23 protein-coding genes are annotated in these 18865 nt (G+C 72.2%); 22 read left to right on the top strand and 1 reads right to left on the bottom strand.

Annotated features, from left to right (window positions below):
- The 8 genes from hisB to hisI all read left to right on the top strand — a co-directional run bounded on the left by hisB (position 1) and on the right by hisI (position 4716).
- The gene (gene hisB, locus FO059_RS11545) at positions 1-615 is read left to right on the top strand and encodes an imidazoleglycerol-phosphate dehydratase HisB (protein ID WP_143910691.1); all 615 of its coding nucleotides are present in this window, start codon (positions 1-3) and stop codon (positions 613-615) included.
- Positions 612-773 (top strand): hypothetical protein, encoded by a 162-nt coding sequence (locus FO059_RS18385; protein WP_168226617.1) that lies wholly within the window; start codon positions 612-614, stop codon positions 771-773. The genes hisB and FO059_RS18385 overlap by 4 nt, the downstream gene beginning before the upstream one ends.
- 76 nt (positions 774-849) lie before the next feature.
- Positions 850-1485 carry an imidazole glycerol phosphate synthase subunit HisH gene (gene hisH / locus FO059_RS11540; protein ID WP_143908918.1) on the top strand — a complete coding sequence of 212 codons (636 nt, stop codon included), beginning with the start codon at positions 850-852 and terminating at the stop codon, positions 1483-1485.
- Between the two features lie 81 nt (positions 1486-1566).
- Positions 1567-1920 (top strand): hypothetical protein, encoded by a 354-nt coding sequence (locus FO059_RS11535; RefSeq protein ID WP_143908916.1) that lies wholly within the window; start codon positions 1567-1569, stop codon positions 1918-1920.
- A gap of 10 nt (positions 1921-1930) precedes the next feature.
- Complete coding sequence (priA, locus tag FO059_RS11530; RefSeq protein ID WP_143908914.1) at positions 1931-2665, top strand: bifunctional 1-(5-phosphoribosyl)-5-((5-phosphoribosylamino)methylideneamino)imidazole-4-carboxamide isomerase/phosphoribosylanthranilate isomerase PriA; 735 nt, start codon at positions 1931-1933, stop codon at positions 2663-2665.
- A 22-nt stretch (positions 2666-2687) separates the two neighbouring features.
- Positions 2688-3557: an inositol monophosphatase family protein gene (locus FO059_RS11525; RefSeq protein WP_143908912.1), complete on the top strand. Its 870-nt coding sequence runs from the start codon at positions 2688-2690 to the stop codon at positions 3555-3557.
- A gap of 23 nt (positions 3558-3580) precedes the next feature.
- The gene (gene hisF, locus FO059_RS11520) at positions 3581-4354 is read left to right on the top strand and encodes an imidazole glycerol phosphate synthase subunit HisF (protein ID WP_143908910.1); all 774 of its coding nucleotides are present in this window, start codon (positions 3581-3583) and stop codon (positions 4352-4354) included.
- Positions 4351-4716: a phosphoribosyl-AMP cyclohydrolase gene (gene hisI / locus FO059_RS11515; protein WP_143908908.1), complete on the top strand. Its 366-nt coding sequence runs from the start codon at positions 4351-4353 to the stop codon at positions 4714-4716. Before hisF ends, hisI begins: the two co-directional genes overlap by 4 nt.
- A 27-nt stretch (positions 4717-4743) precedes the next feature.
- On the opposite strand, the gene FO059_RS11510 is transcribed toward hisI, so the two are convergent.
- Complete coding sequence (locus FO059_RS11510; RefSeq protein ID WP_143908906.1) at positions 4744-5421, bottom strand: protein-L-isoaspartate(D-aspartate) O-methyltransferase; 678 nt, start codon at positions 5419-5421, stop codon at positions 4744-4746.
- Positions 5422-5594: 173 nt separating this feature from the next.
- Between FO059_RS11510 and FO059_RS11505 the strand changes: the two genes are divergently transcribed.
- The 14 genes from FO059_RS11505 to FO059_RS11440 all read left to right on the top strand — a co-directional run bounded on the left by FO059_RS11505 (position 5595) and on the right by FO059_RS11440 (position 18822).
- The gene (locus FO059_RS11505) at positions 5595-6071 is read left to right on the top strand and encodes a carboxymuconolactone decarboxylase family protein (RefSeq protein WP_199257160.1); all 477 of its coding nucleotides are present in this window, start codon (positions 5595-5597) and stop codon (positions 6069-6071) included.
- Positions 6072-6084: 13 nt separating this feature from the next.
- Complete coding sequence (locus FO059_RS11500) at positions 6085-7014, top strand: sigma-70 family RNA polymerase sigma factor (RefSeq protein WP_143908903.1); 930 nt, start codon at positions 6085-6087, stop codon at positions 7012-7014.
- A gap of 149 nt (positions 7015-7163) precedes the next feature.
- A complete protein-coding gene (locus FO059_RS11495; RefSeq protein WP_143908901.1) occupies positions 7164-7400 on the top strand; it encodes a hypothetical protein in 237 nt (78 codons plus the stop codon).
- 45 nt (positions 7401-7445) lie between these two features.
- Entirely contained in the window at positions 7446-7631 is a 186-nt protein-coding gene (locus FO059_RS11490; RefSeq protein ID WP_143908899.1) for a tautomerase family protein, read from the top strand.
- A gap of 25 nt (positions 7632-7656) precedes the next feature.
- Entirely contained in the window at positions 7657-9240 is a 1584-nt protein-coding gene (locus FO059_RS11485; protein WP_143908897.1) for an anthranilate synthase component I, read from the top strand.
- The gene (locus tag FO059_RS11480; RefSeq protein WP_143908895.1) at positions 9237-9986 is read left to right on the top strand and encodes a Trp biosynthesis-associated membrane protein; all 750 of its coding nucleotides are present in this window, start codon (positions 9237-9239) and stop codon (positions 9984-9986) included. The genes FO059_RS11485 and FO059_RS11480 overlap by 4 nt, the downstream gene beginning before the upstream one ends.
- Before the next feature lie 140 nt (positions 9987-10126).
- Entirely contained in the window at positions 10127-10936 is an 810-nt protein-coding gene (gene trpC, locus FO059_RS11475) for an indole-3-glycerol phosphate synthase TrpC (protein WP_143908893.1), read from the top strand.
- A gap of 115 nt (positions 10937-11051) precedes the next feature.
- On the top strand, positions 11052-12374 hold the full coding sequence (trpB, locus tag FO059_RS11470) for a tryptophan synthase subunit beta (RefSeq protein ID WP_233267098.1): 1323 nt from the start codon (positions 11052-11054) through the stop codon (positions 12372-12374).
- Between the two features lie 20 nt (positions 12375-12394).
- A complete protein-coding gene (trpA, locus tag FO059_RS11465) occupies positions 12395-13168 on the top strand; it encodes a tryptophan synthase subunit alpha (protein WP_282451349.1) in 774 nt (257 codons plus the stop codon).
- Positions 13165-14223, top strand: a complete 1059-nt coding sequence (gene lgt, locus FO059_RS11460; protein ID WP_143908887.1) for a prolipoprotein diacylglyceryl transferase — start codon at positions 13165-13167, stop codon at positions 14221-14223. Before trpA ends, lgt begins: the two co-directional genes overlap by 4 nt.
- A complete protein-coding gene (locus FO059_RS11455) occupies positions 14220-15185 on the top strand; it encodes a TM2 domain-containing protein (protein ID WP_143908885.1) in 966 nt (321 codons plus the stop codon). The genes lgt and FO059_RS11455 overlap by 4 nt, the downstream gene beginning before the upstream one ends.
- A gap of 76 nt (positions 15186-15261) precedes the next feature.
- Positions 15262-16680 (top strand): pyruvate kinase, encoded by a 1419-nt coding sequence (gene pyk / locus FO059_RS11450; RefSeq protein ID WP_143908883.1) that lies wholly within the window; start codon positions 15262-15264, stop codon positions 16678-16680.
- A 4-nt stretch (positions 16681-16684) separates the two neighbouring features.
- Positions 16685-17605 carry an acyl-CoA thioesterase gene (locus tag FO059_RS11445; RefSeq protein WP_233267094.1) on the top strand — a complete coding sequence of 307 codons (921 nt, stop codon included), beginning with the start codon at positions 16685-16687 and terminating at the stop codon, positions 17603-17605.
- Between the two features lie 215 nt (positions 17606-17820).
- Complete coding sequence (locus tag FO059_RS11440) at positions 17821-18822, top strand: COX15/CtaA family protein (protein ID WP_158726837.1); 1002 nt, start codon at positions 17821-17823, stop codon at positions 18820-18822.
- Positions 18823-18865 lie beyond the last annotated feature (43 nt).

Below are 18865 nucleotides of genomic sequence, written 5' to 3'. Positions count from 1 at the left end.
GTGACCGGACGCACGGCGCGCGTCGAGCGCGTCACCAGCGAATCGTCCATAGCCGTGGAACTGGGCCTCGACGGCACCGGCGTCGTCGACGTCGCCACCGGCGTTCCGTTCTTCGACCACATGCTCACCGCGTTCGGCGTGCACGGCAGCTTCGATCTCACGGTGCAGGCGCAGGGCGACGTCGAGATCGACGCCCACCACACCGTGGAGGACACGGCCATCGTGCTCGGCCAGGCGCTGCTGCAGGCGCTGGGCGACAAGAAGGGCATCCGGCGGTTCGGCGACTGCTTCATCCCCATGGACGAGACGCTCGCGCACGCGGCCGTGGACGTCTCCGGCCGGCCCTACTGCGTGCACACCGGCGAGCCGGAGCAGCTCACGCACAGCGTCATCGGCGGCTACCCGGGCGTGCCGTACTACACCGTGATCAACCGGCACGTCTTCGAGACGCTCGCCTCCAATGCGCGGATCGCGCTGCACGTGCGCACGCTCTACGGGCGCGACCCGCACCACATCACCGAGGCCCAGTACAAGGCGGTGGCGCGGGCGCTCCGGGCCGCCGTCGAACCCGACCCGCGCGTGAGCGGCGTGCCGTCCACCAAGGGAGCCCTGTGAAGGATTTCGCCGTCTACGGCCTGTTCATCCTGGCCGGGTTCCTGGCGGGCGGCGCGTTCAGTCTGCTGAAGGTGAGCAAGTTCGGCGCGGGCATCCTCGTGGTGCTCGCCGTCCTGGCGGCGGTCGGCGGCGTGCTCCAGCTCGTCGGTGAAGTCTGACGGCCGCCTGCCGCCGCGGTGGAGACCGTCGAACCGTGAACGTACGACAGCACGCGCAAGCGCACGAAAGGCCGCGATGACCGCGAAGACCGTCACCCTTCTCGACTACGGCTCGGGCAACCTGCATTCGGCCGAGCGCGCCCTGGTGCGTGCCGGCGCACGGGTGACGGTCACGGCCGATCCCGATGCCGCTCTGGCGGCGGACGGGCTCGTCGTGCCCGGGGTGGGCGCCTTCGCCTCGTGCATGGCGGGCTTCCGCGCGATCCGCGGCGAGCGGATCGTCGGCAAGCGCCTCGCCGGCGGTCGGCCGGTGCTGGGCATCTGCGTGGGCATGCAGATCATGTTCGAGCGCGGCGTGGAATTCGGCATCGAGACCGAGGGCTGCGGCGAGTGGGCGGGCACCGTCGACGGCCTGCACGCCCCGGTACTGCCCCACATGGGTTGGAACACCGTGCGGGCACCCGAAGGGTCGCGGCTGTTCCGCGGGCTGGACGACGACACCCGGTTCTACTTCGTGCACTCCTACGCCGCACGTACCTGGGACATGCCGGAGTCCGACGTGCTCTCTCCGCCGCTGGTCACGTGGGCGGAGCATGGCGAACCGTTTGTCGCGGCCGTCGAGAACGGGCCGCTGACCGCAACGCAGTTCCACCCCGAGAAGTCCGGCGACGCGGGCGCGCACCTGTTGCGCAACTGGATCGACGGGCTCTGACGGCCGGGACCTCTGACGGGTCGGCCCCTTTTGCGGCGTAGCAGGGCGCATCCACGGGCCCGGTGTGACAGGCTCGGGGGCGTGAACGGGGCAGACGGTCGACGTCAGCAGCACAGGCAAGCGATGGACCCGCAATTCGTCGGGTATTTCGTGCGGCTCGCACTGATGAGCGTCGCCGCAGTGGCGGTGGTCTTCGCGGTGGCGACGGTGCTCATCGTGCTGGTGAAACCTGCACCGGTGTGGGGGCTGGTGATCGTCGCCGTGGCGGTGGTGCTGGCAGTGGTCGTGCTCTCACAGATCTCCCGGCGCCTCACCGGGCGTTTCCTGCGGCCGGGCGCAGGCGGCGGAGGTTCCGAGAGCTCGGTTTCCGACGGCGGGGGTTCCGAGGGCGGGCACGCCGAACCCGGCCGGAAGCGGCCGCCGCCCACTGGCTAGGCTCGTCGGCGTGAGTCTTGTTCTGCTGCCTGCAGTCGATGTCGCCGATGGTCAAGCCGTGCGCCTGGTTCAAGGGGAGGCCGGTAGCGAGACCTCCTACGGCGCGCCCCGTGACGCAGCCCTCCAGTGGCAGTCGGACGGCGCGGAGTGGGTGCACCTGGTGGACCTCGACGCGGCGTTCGGCCGCGGCTCCAACCGCGCGCTGCTGGCGCAGGTGGTGGGCGAGCTCGACGTCAAGGTGGAGCTCTCCGGCGGCATCCGCGACCAGGATTCGCTCGACGCCGCGATGGCCACGGGCTGCGCGCGGGTGAACCTCGGAACGGCGGCGATCGAAGACCCCGCGTGGTGTGCGAAGGCCATCGCCGACTACGGCGACCGCGTCGCGGTGGGCCTGGACGTCAAGCAGATCGACGGCGAGTGGCGGCTGCGCGGTCGCGGCTGGGTCAGCGACGGCGGTGACCTGTGGGAGGTGCTGGCGCGGCTGGACAGCGAGGGCTGCTCGCGCTACGTCGCCACGGACGTGAGCAAGGACGGCACACTGCAGGGCCCCAATCTGGACCTTCTCACGAAGGTGTGCGGCGAAACGCGCGCGCCGGTGATCGCGTCGGGCGGCGTTTCCACTCTCGACGACCTGCGTGCCATCGCCGGGCTGACGGGGCAGGGCGTGGAGGGCGCCATCGTCGGCAAGGCGCTCTACGCCGGCCGGTTCACTCTGCCGCAGGCGCTGGCAGCGGTGGCGGGCTGACCCCGCCCCCGCGGATCCGACGATGCCGGTGAACGAATCCCCTCAGATTCCCACCGGGCTGCCCGACGACCCCCGGCACCTGCTCGCCGTGGCGTCGGGGCTGCTGGACGGCGTCGTCGACCATTTCCGGAGCAATGTGGGCGCGCCGGGCAAGGTGGACAAGGGTCACCACGACTTCGCCACCCAGGTGGATCTCGAGCTGGAGCGGCGCCTCAGCGGCAGCCTCCACGAGCGCACCGGGATCCCCGTGCACGGGGAGGAGTTCGGTGGACCGCGCCTGGACACCGGCACCGTCTGGGTGCTCGACCCGGTGGACGGCACCTACAACTACTCGGTGGGCCTGCCCATGGCGGGCGTGCTGCTCGCGCTGATCCACGAGGGCGTGCCCGTGCTGGGGCTGACGTGGCTTCCGCTGGTGGGCCAGCGGATCGCGGCCGCGGTGGACGGCCCCGTAGTGTGCAACGGGGTGCCGCTGCCGCCGCTGGAGCCGCGCGGGCTGTCGGAATCGGTGATCGCGCTCGGTGCGCTGAACATCGAGGGCCGGGGCCGGTATCCTGGGCGCTACCGGATCGCCGCGCTGGGCGAGCTGAGCCGTCGGGTGGCGCGCATGCGGATGCACGGCAGTACCGGGGCGGATCTGGCGTTCACCGCGGCCGGGGTTCTCGACGCCGCGGTGGGCTTCGGGGACCACCCGTGGGACAACGCCGCCGGCGTCGCGCTGGTGCGTGCGGCGGGCGGGGTGGTCACCGACCTGGCCGGGCACGAGTGGAACATCCACTCGCCGTCGGTGGTGGTGGGTGCGCCCGGCGCGCAGCAGGAGATGCTGCAGGTGTTCCTGGACCTGGGCGATCCGGAGGGCTTCCTCCCGGAACCCGGCGAGGTCTTCCCGTAGGACGAGTACGAACGGAGCTGCAAGTGACGCTGGCGGTCCGAGTGATCCCGTGCCTGGATGTCGACGCGGGCAGGGTGGTCAAGGGCGTGAATTTCGAGGGGCTGCGGGACGCGGGCGACCCGGTCGAACTGGCCGCGGCGTACGACGCGGCCGGGGCCGACGAACTGACGTTCCTCGACGTATCGGCGTCCAAGGCGGGGCGCGGCACGATGCTCGACGTGGTGACGCGCACCGCCGAGCAGGTGTTCATCCCGCTCACCGTGGGCGGCGGAGTGCGCTCGGTGGACGACGCGGACCAGCTGTTGCGCGCCGGGGCGGACAAGGTCGGCGTCAACACCGCGGCGATCGCGCGGCCGGAGTTGCTCCGTGAACTGAGCAGGCGGTTCGGCTCGCAGTGCGTGGTGCTCTCGGTGGACGCCCGGCGCGTGCCGGAGGGCGGCACGCCCACCGCGTCCGGCTGGGAGGTCACCACCCACGGCGGCAGCCGCAGCGCCGGGGTCGACGCACTGGAGTGGGCGCAGCGCGGCGCCGAGTTGGGCGTGGGGGAGATCCTGCTGAACTCGATGGACGGCGACGGCACCAAGAACGGTTTCGATCTGCCGCTCATCGAGGCGGTGCGCGCGGTGGTGCACGTGCCGGTGATCGCGTCGGGCGGGGCCGGCGAGGCCGGGCACTTCGCCCCGGCGGTGCGTGCGGGGGCGGACGCGGTCTTGGCGGCGAGCATCTTCCACTTCGGCGAGGTGTCGATCGGCGAGGTCAAGACGGCGATGGCGGCGGAGGGGCTGGTGGTCCGATGAGTGACTCCGACGGCGCGGCCGCCCTGGACCCGGCGGTGGCCGCGCGCCTCAAGCGCAGCGACGACGGCCTCGTCTGCGCCGTGGTGCAGGAACGCTCCACCCGGGACGTGCTCATGGTGGCGTGGATGGACGACGAGGCGCTCGCCCGCACCCTGCATACCCGCAAGGGCACCTACTGGTCGCGTTCCCGCGGCGAGTACTGGGTGAAGGGCGAGACCTCCGGGCACACCCAGTACGTGCACGAGGTGCGCCTGGACTGCGACGGCGACACTCTCCTGGTGACCGTCGACCAGGAGGGCGGGGCGTGCCACACGGGCGATCACACCTGTTTCGACGCGGATCTGCTGCTGGGCGAGGGCTGACGGCATCGTCGGCGGCGTGGAGGCCGCCTACCTGTCCAGGCCCTCCACCAGCGGCACGAAGCTGACCCGGCTCAGCGACGTCCGGCGGCCTGCCCCGGCGAGCAGGAGCTCTCCGCTCGACGCGTCGCCCACCGGGCATACGAGGACCCCGTCCGGGGCGAGCTGGTCGAACAGCGCCGGAGGGATCTCGTGTGCCATGGCCGCGACCGCGATGGCGTCGAACGGGGCCGCGTCCGGCGCCCCCGTCATGCCGTCGGCGTGCCGTACCTCGATGGTGTCGTAGCCGAGGTCGCCGAGCACGCGCCGGGCGCGGTCCGCCAGGTGCGCGCGCCGTTCGATCGTGATCACGTGCGACGCGCACAGCGCCAGCACGGCCGCCGCATACCCGGAGCCACCGCCCACCTCGAGCACCGACTCGCGGCCGGTCAGTGCCAGTGCGGTCGCGGTGAGGGCCACGATGTCCGGCGCGGAGACGGTCTGTCCCGCGCCGATGGGCACCGGGCGGTCTTCGTAGGCCATGGCGGCGTACTGCTCGGGGATGAACCGCTCGCGCGGCACGGTGCTCATGGCTTCGAGGACACGCGGATCGGTGAGCCCCTTCCGGCGCAGCCTTCCGACCATTTCCCGGCGGGCGTCCAGCGCCCCGGGGGCGTCCGTCACCGCGTGCCCGCCGCGGTTGCCGTTGCGTCGGTGTCTGCCGGCCATGGCTCGTCGATCGCCGCCGATCCTCCGTGCTGGTGCGCCGGCCGCGCCGGGCCGGACCCGTCACTCCAAGGCTAACCGCAGGGGCGTCCGCCCGGCGTAGCATCAGCACCGCGACCAGCGGCTGCGCGATCGTCACCGCCGATACCCGAGGAGATGACGGAGATGACCAGGAGATGACGGACCTGCCTTCGATGCAGAGGATGTCGATCAGCGAGGTGGACGGGGATGCGTACAAGGCGGTCCTGGGCCTGCAGAAGTATGTGAACTCGGGGACCGTGGGCGTGCGACTGCGGGCGATCGTCGACATCCGCGCCTCGCAGATCAACCATTGCGCGTGGTGTCTGGACATGCACGTGGCGGAGGCGCGCGGCGCCGGCGCGCCGCAACGGCAGATCGATCTGATCGCGGCCTGGCGGGAGGCGCCCGCGTTCTTCGACGACCGCGAGCGCGCGGCGTTGGCGCTGACCGAGCAGGTCACGCTCATCAGCGAGCAGGGCGTGTCCGACGATGTCTGGGCGCAGGTGCGGGCAGTGTTCAGCGAGCAGGAGACGCTGGAGCTGCTCATGACCATCGCCGCCATCAACGTCTGGAACCGGATGAACGTCGCCGTGCGCGCGGACCTGCCCGAACAGCCGGTGGTCTCCGGGTGACGGACCGGGCGCGATGACCGCGACACCGGGAAGCCGGACGGGGCCGCCCGCCGACGGCACGCGGGCGTTCGAGGCGGAGCGGCCGCGGCTCCGGCGCATCGCGGCACGCATCCTGGACGACGAGACGGAGGCCGATGACGTAGTCCAGCAGGCCTGGATCAGGCTGCACGGCGCGGACGCCGCCGCCATCGGCAACCTTCCGGGATGGCTGACGACGGTGACCACCCGGCTGTGCCTCGACGTGCTGAGGGCGCGGCGTGCCACGCCCCAGGCGGACGTCGGCGACGACGAGCGGCCGGTGCACGGGGAGGCGCCGCATCGGCTTCCGGACGGCGACCCCGCCCATGCGGCCGCGTCGGCCGACGGCGTCGGCGCCGCGCTCCGCGTGGTGATCGACGCCCTCCCGCCGTCGGAGCGCGTGGCGTTCGTGTTGCACGACAGCTTCGGCTTCGATTTCCCGGCGATCGCACGCATCCTCGACTGCACCCCGGCTGCGGCGCGCAAGCGCGCCTCGCGGGCACGGGTGCGCCTGGCGCAGGCGGCGGACGGGTCGCCGGCGGAGCCGGTGTCCGCCGGCCCGACGGACTGGCGGATCGTGGACGCCTTCCTCACGGCCGCCCGCGAGGGGGAGTTCGCGCGGCTGCTCGCACTGCTTGCGCCGGACGCGATCGTGACCGCGGACGCGGACACCGTCGCGACGGGAACACCCGCACGGCTGGTCGGCCGCGAGGCGGTGGCCGCCATGTTCGACGGCGCCGCGCAGTCGGCGCTGCCGGTGTTCATCGACGGCCGGCCCGGTGCCGCCTGGTTCCTGCGCGGGCGGCCGCGGGTGGCGTTCGACTTCACCGTCACGGACGGCAGGGTGCGGAGCATCGAGTTCCGGGCGGAGGCGCCGGTGCTCGAAGCGCTGGTGCGGCGCACGGGCGGGGCGGCGCGGAGCTGACGGCCGTGCGCAGGGGACCCGGCGCCCCGGCGTGTCACACTTTCCGCGCCCCGACCGTCACCTGGGTGAGCACACGCCGTCCATGGCGTGCACGGCTCGGACCGACGCTGGCCGTCGCGGCCCGCGGACACGAGAGGACGAGGATCGAGATGAAGACGATGACCTGCAGCCAGCTCGGCGGCCCCTGCGATCTGCAGCACCATGGTGAGACCGCCGATGACGTGATCAACGCGCAGGACCGGCACCTCAAGGAGGCGGTGGCCGCAGGGGACGGCGCCCACGAGCAGGCCCGCAAGGACATGAAGTGGCGCTGGGTGCATCCGAAGAAGGCGATGGGCTGGTACAACGACACGAAGCGGGCGTTCGCGGAGCTGCCCGAGGAGTGATGCGGCGCGGGCGCCGGCGGCCGCAGGGCCGGTACCGTCGGTGCCATGCCGCTGATCCAGATCTCGCAGACCCCGGGGCTCACCGACGAGCAGAAGTCCGCCGTCATCGCCGAGGTGACCCGGGCCTACGCCAAGGCCGCAGGCAAGGCCGAGAGTGCGGTGTGGGTGACCGTCACCGACATCCCGCGCGAGGCATGGGGTGTGGGAGGGGTACCGCTATCGCAGGGCTGATCGCGACCCTGGGAGTATTGGCGGCATGGAGGCGATGAGTGCAGCCGCGCAGCACCTGACCACCGCGCGCGAGACGTTCCGGGCCTTGGCGGCGGAGCACCGCGTGGTGCCGGTGACGCGCAAGGTGCTCGCGGATTCGGAGACGCCGTTGTCGGCCTACCGCAAGCTCGCGGCGGGCCGGCCCGGCACGTTCCTGTTCGAGTCCGCCGAGCACGGGCGGTCGTGGTCGCGCTGGTCGTTCATCGGCGCGGGCAGCCCGGCAGCTCTCAGCGTCGTCGACGGCCAGGCGGCCTGGCAGGGCAACGTGCCGACCGGAGCCCCGTCGGGCGGCGATCCGATGGATGCGCTGCGCGAGACGCTCCGCCTGCTCGAATCCGAGCGGATCCCGGGGATGCCGCCGCTCACCGGCGGGATGGTCGGCTACCTCGGCTACGACATCGTGCGCCGGATCGAACGGCTCGACGACTCCACGGTGGACGACCTGGAGTTGCCGGAGCTGGTGATGCTGCTCGCCACCGACGTGGCGGCGGTGGACCACCACGAGGGCGCCATCACGCTCATCGCCAATGCGGTCAACTGGGACGGCAGCGACGAGCGCGTCGACGAGGCCTACGACGACGCCGTGGCACGTCTCGACGCGATGACGCGCGCGTTGTCCGAGCCTGCGCTGTCCACCGTGGCCTCGTACGAGCGACCGGAGCCGGAGTACCGGCGGCAGCGGACCGCCGAGGAGTATCACGCGGGCGTGCGCCGGCTGATCGACGACATCGGTGCGGGCGAAGCCTTCCAGGTGGTGCTGTCGCAGCGCTTCGAGATGGACACGGACGCCGATCCGCTGGACGTCTACCGGATCCTGCGCGCGTCGAACCCGAGCCCCTACATGTTCCTGGTCAACGTTCCGGCGGTGCCCGGCGGCGCGGGCGGCGGGCACGGCGCGTTCACGATCGTCGGATCGAGCCCGGAGGCGCTGGTGACGGTGGCGGACGGTACGGCCACCACGCATCCCATCGCCGGGACCCGGTGGCGCGGCGCCACAGAGGAGGAAGACCTGCTGCTTGCGAAGGACCTGTCCACGGACGAGAAGGAGAACTCCGAGCACCTGATGCTGGTGGACCTGGGGCGCAACGACCTGGGGAAGGTCTGCGAGCCGGGCACGGTGAAGGTGAGCGACTACCGGCACGTCGAACGCTACAGCCACGTCATGCACCTCGTTTCCACGGTGTCGGGGCGGCTGCGCGCGGGTCGGTCCGCGCTCGATGCCGTCACCGCGTGCTTCCCCGCGGGAACGCTGTCCGGTGCGCCCAAGCCGCGGGCCCTCGAGCTGATCGAGGAGCTTGAGACCTCGCGGCGCGGCGTGTACGGCGGGATCGTCGGGTATCTGGACTTCGCGGGCGACGCGGACACCGCCATCGCGATCCGGTCCGCGGTGATGAAGGACGGCACGGCTTACGTGCAGGCCGGCGCGGGGGTGGTGGCGGATTCCGTGCCGGAGAGCGAGGAACGCGAGACGCGCGACAAGGCCTCGGCCGTGCTGCGCGCGATCGCGGCCGCCGGGACCATCACGAGCGTGGGCGGGGGCAGCGGCATGGCGGACGGCGGTGTGCGATGAGTGGTGGGGAGGGGGCCGCGACGCGCCGCGGCGACGCCCGTCGGATGGTGGTGGAGGCGGGTCTGCTGGCGCTGGGTGCGCTGGTCACCTGGGCCGCCGGCCGGATGGACTGGGTGGGCTACACCTACGAGAACGGCCTGCAGCCGCCGGTGGACGGCTCCTTCGACGGCGCGGCGTGGGCGTCCGAGCTCACACCTCTGGCGCTGGTGCTGCTGGCGGGGATCGCGGCGATGTTCGCCGTGCGCGGCTGGGCGCAACGCGTCATCGGGCTGATCGTGACCGCGGCCGGCGCCACGATCGTCGTCCGGTCGTCGATGGCGCTGAGCGCGGCGGCCGACCCGGCCGAGGTGACCCGGCTGGGGGATCTGCGCGCCGGCGCGGTGGTCACGGCGGCGCAGACGCATCCCGGGCCCATCGTCCTGGCCATCGTCGGCGGTGTCCTCGCCGCCGCCGCGGGCCTGCTGATGGTGGTGCGCCCGCGGCCGCGGCGGGAGCTGCCGTCGAAGTACGAGACGCCCGCCGCCCGGCGCGATTCGGTGGCCAAGGCCATGGCTGCACGGCGTGACCGTGCGAAGGGGCCGGCCGGTGCCGGGCAGGGCGCGTCCGCGGGGGGCGGCGCGGACGACGACATGACGCAGCGGCTGATGTGGGAGGCGCTCGACTCGGGCGCGGACCCCACCGATGACGAGGATCCCGCGGGCGGGGCCGGGGACGCCGCCGGGCCCGGCGGAGACGCGCCGCGCTGACCGCCGTCGTCGGCGATCCACGTCACCACCCCGGGGCGGGCGGAGTGGGGGCCGATGGCTAGTCTGAGCCGCAGTGGCGCCGCGGCGGCGGGGAGCGCCGGGGCGCGGGATGACGGTCAGTGCGAAGGGATGCGGCCACCATGAGTGTTCTCGACTCGATCATCGACGGAGTACGCCAGGACGTGGCGGCACGTCAGGCGCAGCGTGATCTGCAGGCCGTCAAGGAGCTGGCGCGCCGGGCACCCGCCCCGCTCGATGCGGCCGCGGTGCTGCGTGGTGACGGGATCTCGGTGATCGCGGAGGTCAAGCGGGCGAGCCCGTCGCGGGGAGCGCTGGCGGACATCGGCGATCCCGCGGAGCTCGCCGCGGCGTACGCGGACGGCGGCGCGCACGCCATCAGCGTGCTCACCGAGGAGCGGCGTTTCCACGGCTCCCTCGCAGACCTCGACGCGGTGCGCAGGGCGGTCTCGGTGCCGGTGCTGCGCAAGGATTTCGTCGTCGGCCCGTATCAGATCCACGAGGCGCGTGCGCACGGCGCGGACATCATCCTGCTCATCGTCGCCGCGCTGGACCAGAGCACGCTCACGGCGCTCCTGGACAGGACCGAGTCGCTGGGGATGACCGCCCTGGTGGAGGTGCACACCACCGAGGAGGCGGATCGCGCGCTGGAGGCGGGCGCCACGGTGATCGGGGTCAACGCCCGTGACCTGAAGACGCTCGAGGTGGACCGCGACAACTTCTCCCGGATCGCGCCGGGGCTGCCGCCGGAGGTCGTCAAGATCGCGGAGTCCGGCGTGCGCGGCCCCGCCGATCTGATGGCCTACGCCGGGGCCGGTGCGGACGCGGTACTGGTGGGCGAGGGGCTGGTGACGGCCGGCGACCCGCGCGTGATGGTGTCGGACCTGGTCGCCGCGGGGTCCCACCCGTCGTGCCCCAAGCCCGCGCGGTGACGTTCGGCGCCGCCCGGGCGGCGCCGCTCATCCCTCCCGGTGGTGTGTCGGGGGCCGCAGGCATACTTGGGGCGTGACTTTCGACGATCGCACTTTCGACGGCCGCGGAACGGATGTGCCGCAGACCAGCGCCGGACTCGCCGGCACCACGCACGAGCCCGACGATGGCGGACACTTCGGCGCGTACGGCGGGCGGTTCGTGCCCGAGGCCCTGATGGCCGTCATCGAGGAGGTCACCGCCGAGTACGGCAAGGCCCGCCTCGATCCCGATTTCCTCGCCGAGCTGGACCGGCTCCAGCGCCACTACACCGGGCGCCCGTCGCCGGTGTACGACGCGCGGCGGCTCTCGGAGCACGCGGGCGGCGCCCGGATGCTGCTCAAGCGGGAGGACCTCAACCACACGGGCTCGCACAAGATCAACAACGTGCTGGGCCAGGCGCTGCTGGCGCAGCGGATGGGCAAGACGCGCGTGATCGCCGAGACCGGCGCGGGTCAGCACGGCGTGGCCACCGCCACCGCGTGCGCGCTGCTGGGGCTCACGTGCGTCGTCTACATGGGCGAGGTGGACACCGAGCGCCAGGCGCTGAACGTCGCACGCATGCGACTGCTGGGCGCGGAGGTCGTCCCGGCGCTCACCGGCTCCCGCACCCTCAAGGACGCGATCAACGAGGCGCTGCGCGACTGGGTCACCAACGCGCACGACACCTACTACTGCTTCGGCACCGTCGCCGGGCCGCACCCGTTCCCCGTGATGGTGCGGGACTTCCAGCGCATCATCGGCCTCGAGGCGCGCGCACAGGTCCTGGAGATGACCGGCCGGCTGCCGGACGCGGTGGCGGCCTGCGTGGGCGGCGGGTCCAACGCCATCGGCATTTTCCACGCGTTCCTCGACGACCCCGCCGTCAGGCTCGTCGGCCTCGAGGCCGGCGGCGACGGGGTCGAGACCGGCCGACACGCGTCGACGATCACCGGCGGGTCGCCGGGCGCCCTGCACGGCGCGTTCTCCTATCTGCTGCAGGACGACGACGGCCAGACCATCGAGTCGCATTCGATCTCCGCCGGGCTCGACTACCCGGGCGTGGGCCCGGAGCATTCGCTGCTCAACGACACCGGAAGGGCGGAGTACCGGCCGGTCACGGACGCCGAGGCCATGGACGCCTTCCGGATCCTCTCGGAGTCCGAGGGCATCATCCCCGCCATCGAGTCCGCCCACGCGGTGGCCGGAGCGCTCGTGCTCGGCCGCGAGCTGGGGCCGGACGCGACCGTTCTCGTCAACATCTCCGGGCGCGGCGACAAGGACGTGGACACGGCGGCGCGCTGGTTCGGCCTGCTCCCCGCCGAGGGCGATGGCGGCGGGGACGCCGCAACGGACAGTGCCGCAACGGACAGTGCCGCAACGGACGACGCGGCGGGTGCCGCGCAGGGAGGGGCGAAGTGAGCGAGGCGAAGCTGCGCGGCATGTTCGAGACGTGCCGGGCGGAGAGCAGGGCGGCGTTGGTGAGCTACCTCCCCGCCGGATATCCCACAGTGGACGGATCCGTGGACGCGTTCCGCGCGCTCATCGACGGCGGGACCGACCTGATCGAGGTGGGCGTGCCGTACTCGGATCCGGTCATGGACGGACCGACGATCCAGCAGGCGGCCACCACTGCGCTGGACGCGGGCTTCCGCGTCCGGGACACCCTGCGCGTGATCGAGAAGATCGTCGCGGCGGGCGGCAACGCGGTCGTGATGACCTACTGGAATCTGGTGCTGCACTACGGCGTCGATGCCTTTGCACGGGATCTGGCGTCGGCCGGCGGGCTCGGCATGATCACGCCCGACCTGATCCCCGACGAAGCGGCGGAGTGGATCGCGGCGTCCGACGCTCACCGGCTGGGGCGCACCTTCCTCGTGGCGCCCTCGTCCACGGAGGAACGCCTGGTGCGCACCGTCGAAGCCAGCCGCGGTTTCGTCTACGCCACCTCCACCATGGGGGTCACCGGCGCGCGCGACGCGGTGTCGACGGCCGCCCCTGAGCTCGTCGCCCGGGTCAAGGAGCACTCGGACATCCCCGTCGGTGTGGGGCTCGGCGTGCGGTCCAGGGAACAGGCCGCGCAGATCGCCGGATTCGCCGACGCCGTCATCGTCGGTTCGGCCCTGGTGGCGCGCGTCCCGGAGGGGCCGGCGTCGGTGGAGGCGCTCACGCGTGAACTCGCCGAGGGCGTTCGTTCGGCTACCGTGGCACCGTGACGACAACCCTCCTCGCTTCATTCCCCAGTCCGCCGCAGGGCGTCTGGTACATCGGCCCCGTCGCCATCCGTGCCTACGCCGTCTGCATCATCGTCGGCATCATCATCGCCATCGTGTGGGGCGACCGCCGGTGGGTCGCCCGCGGCGGCGAGAAGGGCACGGTGTTCGACATCGCCATCTGGGCGGTGCCGTTCGGGCTCATCGGCGGTCGTCTTTACCACGTGCTGACGGACTGGAGCACCTACTTCGGCGCGGACGCCACCGCGCAGCCCATCGACGCGCTCAAGATATGGGACGGCGGGCTCGGCATCTGGGGTGCGGTGGCGCTCGGCGCGCTGGGCGCGTGGATCGGGTGCCGGGTGCGCGGGATCCCGCTGCCGGCGTTCGGCGACGCCATCGCGCCGGGCATCCTGCTGGCGCAGGGGATCGGGCGGCTCGGCAACTACTTCAACGAGGAACTGTACGGGCGCGCCACCTCCATGCCCTGGGGGCTGGAGATCACTGAGCGGGTGCGTGACGGGCACATCGACATGCTCGACGGCGTCTCCAACGGAAACGTGATCGCCGTGGTGCAGCCGACCTTCCTCTACGAGCTCATCTGGAATGTTCTGGTCGTGATCGCGCTGGTGTGGATCGACCGCAGGTTCGTGATCGGCCACGGCAGGCTGTTCGCGCTGTACGTCGCGGGCTACTGCTTCGGCCGGTTCTGGGTCGAGCTGCTGCGCGACGACCACGCCACGCACGTGTTCGGCGTCCGGATCAACTCGATCACCTCGGCTGTGATCTTCGTACTCGCCGTCGCCTACTTCATGTGGGCGCGGCGCGGCAGGGAGGACCCGCACGACCTCCTTTCGCGTGCGGCGCGCGAGGAGATCGCCGCGGAGCCCGGCGCGGCCGGCACCGACGCCGCCGGCGGCGGGGACGGCAGTGACGACGACGGGCGAGACGAGGCGTCCGGCGACGAGGCGTCCGGCGGCGGCGGGTCCGGCGGTGGAGGCATCGAGACCCTGCAGGGCAGTAACGACGAGGTCGACACGCACGGGGGTGCGAAATGACGGACACCGGACCGCAGGACCGGTCGGACGACGACACGCCGGGCGTCTCCGGCAACCGAGGTTCCGGCGGCGGGTACGGCGACGCAGACCCGGCCTCCGGCGACACCGCCGACCTCGACTCGCTCGGACGACGCGGATCGCCGTACGACGACACCGCCTTCGGCCAGGAGTCCGTGGATTCCGGCGGGCCCGAGTCCGGCGGATCGGCGTCGGGCTACGACGCCGACGAGGCGTGGACCATCCGCAAGGAGTCGCCGGGCCCGGGCTGGACCACCCAGGCCGGGGCCGGCAGCGGCCCCGGATGGGGCAGCGCGCCGCTGTACGAGTCCGACGCCACGCCCTTCGGCACCTCGTACGGGGAGACGGCACGCTACGAGGCCGACGCAGTGGAGGCCGCCGAATCGGCGCCCGTGGATCCCGAGGCGGACGACGTGGAGCCGGACTACTCGGATCCGATCGCGGACGACGCGCCCCGCCATGACGCGGACGCGGGCGCGGAGGGGCCCGGACCGGGGACGCCCCCGCCGGGCATGCCGCCTCCGCCGCCGGGCATGCCGCCCCCGCCGCCGGGCGGGGAGTACGGCCCCGCCGGATACGGCGCTCCCGGTTACGCGCCCCCGGGGTACGGTCCCGCCGGATACGGCGCTCCCGGTTACGGACCTGCCGGATACGGGCCCGGGCCGGGCATGTGGGCCCCGGATCCGACGGCGCCCTACGGTCGCCACCCCGTCACAGGCGAGGCGTTCTCGGACAAACAGAAGCTGGTGGCCGGGCTGCTGCAGATCTTCGTCGGCTGGACCGGCGCGGGCCGCTTCTACCTGGGCGACAACGGCATGGGCGTGGCGCAGTTGCTGGTCAGCGTGTTCACGTGCGGGATCGGTGCGCTCTGGCCGTTGATCGACGGCATCCTCATCCTCATGGGCAACGTGCGGGACTCCCAGGGCCGCCCGCTGCGCGACTGATCGGCGCCCCCGCGCACGGTCATCTGCCGGTCGTGCCGTCGCGGGGCGCTCGCGGCCAACCACTAGGGTGGTGGATGTGACACGACGCGCAAAGATTGTTTGCACCCTGGGCCCCGCAACTTCCTCGACTGAGCAGCTCGATGCCCTGGTCGCGGCCGGGATGAACGTCGCCCGGCTCAACTTCAGCCACGGCGATCACGCCGATCACGAGATCGCGTTCACGCGTGTGCGCGAGGCGGCGGCGAAGGCCGGCCGCCCGGTGGGGATCCTCGCGGATCTGCAGGGACCCAAGATCCGCCTCGGCCGCTTCGCCGACGGCGCGACGGTGTGGAACACGGGCGAGACCGTGCGCATCACGGTGGAGGACGTCGAGGGCACGCACGACCGCGTCTCCACCACCTACAAGGGGCTTGCGCAGGACGCCGTGGCGGGGGACCGGCTGCTGGTGGACGACGGCAAGGTCGCGTTGGTGGTCACCGAGGTCGACGGCGATGACGTCGTCTGCCGGGTGGTCGAAGGCGGGCCGGTGAGCAACCACAAGGGCGTGTCGTTGCCGGGGATGAACGTGTCGGTGCCCGCGATGTCGGAGAAGGACGTGGCGGACTGCGAGTTCGCGCTGGGCCTGGGCGTCGATTTCATCGCGCTGTCGTTCGTGCGTTCGCCGTCCGACGTCGACCTGGTCCGCGAGGTGATGGACCGGGTGGGGCGCACCGTGCCCGTCATCGCCAAGCTGGAGAAGCCCGAGGCCATCGAGGATCTCGAGGCGATCGTGCTGGCCTTCGACGCCGTCATGGTGGCCCGCGGCGATCTGGGCGTGGAGCTGCCGATGGAGGAGGTGCCGCTGGTGCAGAAGCGCGCCATCCAAGTGGCGCGTGAGAACGCCCGGCCCGTCATCGTCGCCACCCAGATGCTCGATTCGATGATCGAGAACGCCCGGCCCACCCGTGCTGAAGCGTCGGATGTGGCCAACGCGGTGCTCGACGGGGCGGACGCGGTGATGCTCTCCGGCGAGACCTCCGTCGGCAAGTACCCCGTCGAGGCCGTGCAGGCGATGGGACGGATCATCACGGCGGTGGAGGCGGACTCTGTGGACGTCCCGCCGCTCACGCACGCGCCGCGCACCAAGCGGGGGGTCATCACCGACGCCGCCCGCGAGATCGGCGAGCGGCTGGACGTGGCCGCGCTCGCCGCGTTCACCCAGTCCGGCGACACCGTCCGCCGCGTGTCCCGCCTGCACACCTGGCTCCCCATCCTGGCCTTCACGCCGCTTCAGGACGTGTACAACCAGCTGACGCTGTCGTGGGGCACCGAGTCGGTGCTGGTGGACAAGGTCGAGTCGACCGACGAGATGATGCACCAGGTGGACCGTGCGCTGCTGGGGCTGGACCGCTACGAGCGGGGCGACGTGGTCGTGATCGTGGCGGGGTCGCCGCCGCACACGGTGGGCTCGACCAACATGGTGCACGTGCACCGCATCGGCACCGAGGACCGCTGACCCCGTGGTGACCGCGCCGCCGGGCCGCGAAGACGATCTGCCCGTCGTCCTGGAATTGCTGGACCTCGAGCGCGTGGACGGGGGAGCGGGGCCCGACGGCACGGAGCGCTTCGTCGGCAGGCACCCCGAGCGCACCACGTTCAGCAGGACCTTCGGCGGCCAGCTGCTGGCGCAATCACTGATGGCGGCCGGGCGCACCGTCGACGGTGACCGGTACGTGCACTCCGCACAGACGCACTTCATCCGCGGCGGCGACAAGCGGCGCGACCTCGACTTCACGGTGGCGCGCCTGCGGGACGGCCGCGGGTTCGCCAACCGGAGGGTGGACGTCACCCAGGACGGCGCGCTGGTGTGCACGATGCTGGCGGCGTTCTCCGGGCCCGCGGACGGCCTGGAGCACGGGCGGGCCCTGCCTCAGGTGCCCCCGCCGGAGGGGCTGCCGGTGTTCGACGAGGCGCTGCGGGGATACGAAGACCCGTTGGCCGTGTTCTCCGGTGCGCTCCATCCGATCGACCTGCGCTACGCCCACGATCCGCCGTGGGTGCAGAAGGGCACGGGCGAGGCGCGCACGGAGAACCACGTGTGGATGCGGCCCGCCGGGGAGTTTCCCGACGACCCGCACCTGCATGCGGCGCTGCTGGCCTACGCATCGGACATGACCGTGCTGGACACGATCCTCACCAGGCACGGCCTGTCCTGGGGCATCGACCGCGTACTGGCCGCCACCCTCAACCATTCGCTGTGGTTCCATCGGCCGGCCAGATTCGACCGGTGGCTGCTGTACGCCAGCACGTCGCCGGTGGCGGCGGGCTCGCGGGGCACGGGCACGGGAACCTTCTTCGCCCCGGACGGCACCACACAGGCCTCCGTGGTGCAGGAGGGCGTGGTGCGGTACTTCGCGCCACGGGCTCCGAGCGGCACCTGAGCCGACGGGTCCGGCCTGCGGCGGATATCCACGGCCTCGGTTCCATGGGGCCGCGTCCCTGCCCCGGCGTGTGACAGTGCTCTCCCCGGTGGCGGCTCCCGGCCGCCGTCCGGGATCGGACCGATAGACTCGTGCGCGGCCACTGCGCAGGAAAGGTCGTGCCGCACATGTCCCACACCCCGCTGAACCCCGGGCCGTCTCGGCAGTCCCCGGCGGTGGACGAACGAAAGGGTGCCGAGGCTCCGGTACGCCCGTGGCTGCCGATGCCGCGGGTCACCCCGTTCACCCTGCTGGCCGACCGCTTCACCGTGGGGCGCCGCGGGCTGTACTGGGCCACGACGGCCGCGATGCTGATGAGCGTCGTGCTCATCGTCACCGGCGGCGTGGTGCGCGTGACCGGGTCGGGCCTCGGGTGCCCGGAGTGGCCTTCGTGCACGGACGATTCGCTCACCACCACGGCGGAGATGGGCCTGCACGGCATCATCGAGTTCGGCAACCGCATGCTCACCTGGGTGCTCAGCGCCGCGGTGGGCTGGGCGATCATCGCCTCGCGGCTGCAGAAACCGCACGACCTCATCACCACCAGGCTGGCCTGGTCGCAGTTCTGGATGGTCATGCTCAACGCCGTCATCGGCGGCATCACCGTACTGACCGGCCTCAACCCGTACATCGTGGCCGGCCACTTCCTGGCGGCGACGGCCTTGTTGACCACGACGGTGTTCACCTGGCACCGGGTGCGCGCCATGGACGCGCCGACGCCCGTCGCCGTCGGCGAGCGCTCCCACCTGCTGGGCCGGGCGCTGCTGGCGGCGAGCGCGGTGGTCGTGGTCCTGGGGACCATCACCACCGGGGCCGGTCCGCATGCGGGCGACAGCAGCGACGTGCACCGGATCCCCATCGCGTGGGAGATGATCACCTGGATCCACGGAATAGCGGCGGCGGCGACCCTGGTGGTCGCGGTCCTGTTGATGCGGTCGCTGGCGCCGGAGGCCAGGACGGCGCGATTGCGCGTGGCCACGTTCCTGGGCGTCCTGCTGCTGCAGGGCTGCATCGGAATCTTCCAGAGCCTGACGCACCTGCCGGAGTTGGTCGTGGTGCTGCACCTGATGGGCGCGGCGCTGGTGTGGATCGGCGCGGTGCGGGTGGCGCTGGACACGCCGCGTTCGTCCGCCAAACCCGGCATGGCCCACGCGGAGGGCACGCCGGTCGCCGGCTGAGCACGCGCGCCCGTCCCTGTGACCGGGAAAGGCCCCTGCCGCC

Origin of the sequence: Tomitella fengzijianii (genome assembly GCF_007559025.1) — a bacterium.
GTDB classification, from domain to species: Bacteria; Actinomycetota; Actinomycetes; order Mycobacteriales; family Mycobacteriaceae; genus Tomitella; species Tomitella fengzijianii.
This window is presented reverse-complemented; position numbering and strand designations above follow the sequence as displayed.

What these genes read in the sequence shown, in the direction of transcription:
- hisH (WP_143908918.1), top strand. Translation starts at nt 850, where the DNA reads ATGACCGCGAAGACCGTCACCCTTCTCGACTACGGCTCGGGCAACCTG.
- FO059_RS11525 (WP_143908912.1), top strand. Translation starts at nt 2,688, where the DNA reads ATGCCGGTGAACGAATCCCCTCAGATTCCCACCGGGCTGCCCGACGAC.
- hisI (WP_143908908.1), top strand. Translation starts at nt 4,351, where the DNA reads ATGAGTGACTCCGACGGCGCGGCCGCCCTGGACCCGGCGGTGGCCGCG.
- FO059_RS11510 (WP_143908906.1), bottom strand. Translation starts at nt 5,421, where the DNA reads ATGGCCGGCAGACACCGACGCAACGGCAACCGCGGCGGGCACGCGGTG.
- FO059_RS11505 (WP_199257160.1), top strand. Translation starts at nt 5,595, where the DNA reads ATGACGGACCTGCCTTCGATGCAGAGGATGTCGATCAGCGAGGTGGAC.
- FO059_RS11500 (WP_143908903.1), top strand. Translation starts at nt 6,085, where the DNA reads ATGACCGCGACACCGGGAAGCCGGACGGGGCCGCCCGCCGACGGCACG.
- FO059_RS11495 (WP_143908901.1), top strand. Translation starts at nt 7,164, where the DNA reads ATGAAGACGATGACCTGCAGCCAGCTCGGCGGCCCCTGCGATCTGCAG.
- FO059_RS11490 (WP_143908899.1), top strand. Translation starts at nt 7,446, where the DNA reads ATGCCGCTGATCCAGATCTCGCAGACCCCGGGGCTCACCGACGAGCAG.
- FO059_RS11485 (WP_143908897.1), top strand. Translation starts at nt 7,657, where the DNA reads ATGGAGGCGATGAGTGCAGCCGCGCAGCACCTGACCACCGCGCGCGAG.
- FO059_RS11480 (WP_143908895.1), top strand. Translation starts at nt 9,237, where the DNA reads ATGAGTGGTGGGGAGGGGGCCGCGACGCGCCGCGGCGACGCCCGTCGG.
- trpC (WP_143908893.1), top strand. Translation starts at nt 10,127, where the DNA reads ATGAGTGTTCTCGACTCGATCATCGACGGAGTACGCCAGGACGTGGCG.
- trpA (WP_282451349.1), top strand. Translation starts at nt 12,395, where the DNA reads ATGTTCGAGACGTGCCGGGCGGAGAGCAGGGCGGCGTTGGTGAGCTAC.
- FO059_RS11455 (WP_143908885.1), top strand. Translation starts at nt 14,220, where the DNA reads ATGACGGACACCGGACCGCAGGACCGGTCGGACGACGACACGCCGGGC.